A 2,141-nucleotide genomic window follows, 5' to 3' on the forward strand; every position below is an offset into this window, starting at 1 on the left:
TCTCCAGGACGATGTGGTCGGTATCGATCATGATGCAACCTCCGAATAGAATTTGAACTGGATTCACTTCAGTATGCTGATGTGCGCGGTTCTCGTCAAGACAGCGAGCGGAAAGTCCTCAGACGCCGACGAGTTCGGCGATTCGGGCGCGCGCAACCCGCGCCGACCCGAACCTGCCCTCGTCCCCGAGCGCGCGACGAAGATAGAAGTGCGCCTCGTGTTCCCACGTGAACGCCACCCCACCGTGCAGCTGAATCGCCTCGTGGGCGGCACGCACGACCGCGTCGGTACACACCGCCGAGGCAACAGCGGCTGCCAGTGGCGAATCCGCGGCACGGTCGTCCCAGGCTGCCGACGCATACCGGGCCGAGGAACGGGCGCGCTCGAGGTCGATGGCCAGGTCCGCCATCCGGTGCTTGATCGCCTGGAACGAGCCGAGTGGTCGGCCGAACTGGTTGCGTGTCAACAGATATTCGCGCGTGGTCGACACGAGGCGGTCGATCATCCCCACGTGTTCGAGCGCGGTGCAGACAGTGATGAGTTCCCTGAGCCGTGGCAACTCCGGGCCGTCTCCCGCCAGACGCAGAGCCGGGACCGCGCGAAGGGTCAGCGCGGCGAGGGGGCGTGTGGAGTCGAGGCACCGGAGGGGAACCCTGTCGACATCGGCACCCCGCAGGTCGAGAACGTACAAGCCCGCGCCCTCGGGGTCGTGAGCGACGGTGACGAGGAGATCTGCGATCGCGCCGTATGCGACCTGCGGCGCCGAACCCGATACCGCGCCGGAATCGCCGTCCACCATTAGCCCTCGCGAAGACCCGCCCAATTCCACGGCGGCAATCAGCTCACCCGTCGTCACCGCATTCAGCAGTTCCAACACTCCGGCGGCCGATTGCGCCGCAGCGAGCGCCTGGCCGGCCACCACCGTCTGCGCGATCGGCTCGCACAAGAGGGCCCGTCCCGACTCCTCGAGAACAACGCCCAGGTCCGCGAGGCCGAACCCGGCACCCCCGGCACTCTCGGGCATCGTCATGCCGCCGACGCCGAGATCCCCGTGGAGCAGCGACCACAGCGACTCGGAGTACCCCCTTTCACTCTCGGCGGCCTTCCGGACGTCGTCGTGAGTCGCCTGCTCGTCGAGCAGTTTGCGAAGGACGGTTCGCAGTTCCTCACGTTCGGCGACGGGCGCCATCACTGACGGATCGCCCATCGGCCACGGAGACAGGTGCGCCACTGAAAACCTCCACAAAGTGAATTGAAGTTGGTTCACTTGACGTTAGAGAACCGGTTCATCATTCGCAAGGCAGGTTCCACTGTTGACGCCGAACGGCTCGTCTGGTCAGATGAAGTGAAGTGAATCCAGTTCAAATTCTATTCGGAGGTTGCATCATGATCGATACCGACCACATCGTCCTGGAGAAGGACGGCGACGTTGCCCGAGTGTGGCTGAATCGTCCGCACAAGAAGAACGCGGTGACTGTCGAGTTGTTGCACCGGTTGGACGAGATCATCGTCGAGGTCGACGCCGATCCGGAGTTGAAGGTGCTGGTCCTGCGGGGTCGGGAGAACACGTTCTGCTCGGGTTTCGATCTGGACGAGTTGCGGGAGAAGTTCATCGGGTCGACGACGGCGATGGATGTCGCGGTGCTCTCGGCGAAGGTGTGTGACCGGTTGTACTCGATGAACACCCCGTCGGTGGCGGTGCTCGAGGGTTTCGTGACCGCGGGTGGTTTCGAGTTGATGATTTCGTGTGACTTCGCGGTGGCCGCGGATGATGCGCGGATCGGTGACTTCCATATCCGTCGTGCCCTGTTCGGTGGTGCGGGCCCGATCTACCGTCTGCCGCGGATGATCGGTGTCCGTAAGACGAAGGAGCTGATGCTGACCGGCAAGCTGCTCACGGGTATCGAGGCCGTCGATTTCGATCTGATCAATGCGTCGGCGCCGGCGGAGGATCTGGACAAGCTGGTGGCCGAGTTCATCGCACCGTTGGTGGACAAGAGTCCGTTCATGATGAAGCTGACGAAGATGTGCATCGATCGTGGTCTCGATGCCGATATCCAGTCGTTGATGGTGATGGAGCATCTCGCTGTCGGTAATGCCCTGCAGTCCGAGGACGGCAAGGAAGGCGTCAACGCGTTCCT

The 2,141-nt window shown here is 63.1% G+C and carries 2 protein-coding genes; one reads left to right on the forward strand and one right to left on the reverse strand.

From position 1 onward, the window contains the following. Positions 1–118: 118 nt before the first annotated feature. Entirely contained in the window at positions 119–1,231 is a 1,113-nt protein-coding gene (locus WAW17_RS10790) for an acyl-CoA dehydrogenase family protein (protein WP_422332975.1), read from the reverse strand. Between the two features lie 155 nt (positions 1,232–1,386). On the opposite strand from WAW17_RS10790, the gene WAW17_RS10795 reads away from it, so the two are divergent. After that, positions 1,387–2,141: enoyl-CoA hydratase/isomerase family protein (locus tag WAW17_RS10795; RefSeq protein ID WP_422332976.1), on the forward strand; the 755-nt coding region annotated here is incomplete at its 3' end.

This window comes from Rhodococcus sp. (in: high G+C Gram-positive bacteria), assembly GCF_049286785.1.
Lineage (GTDB): Bacteria > Actinomycetota > Actinomycetes > Mycobacteriales > Mycobacteriaceae > Rhodococcus_F.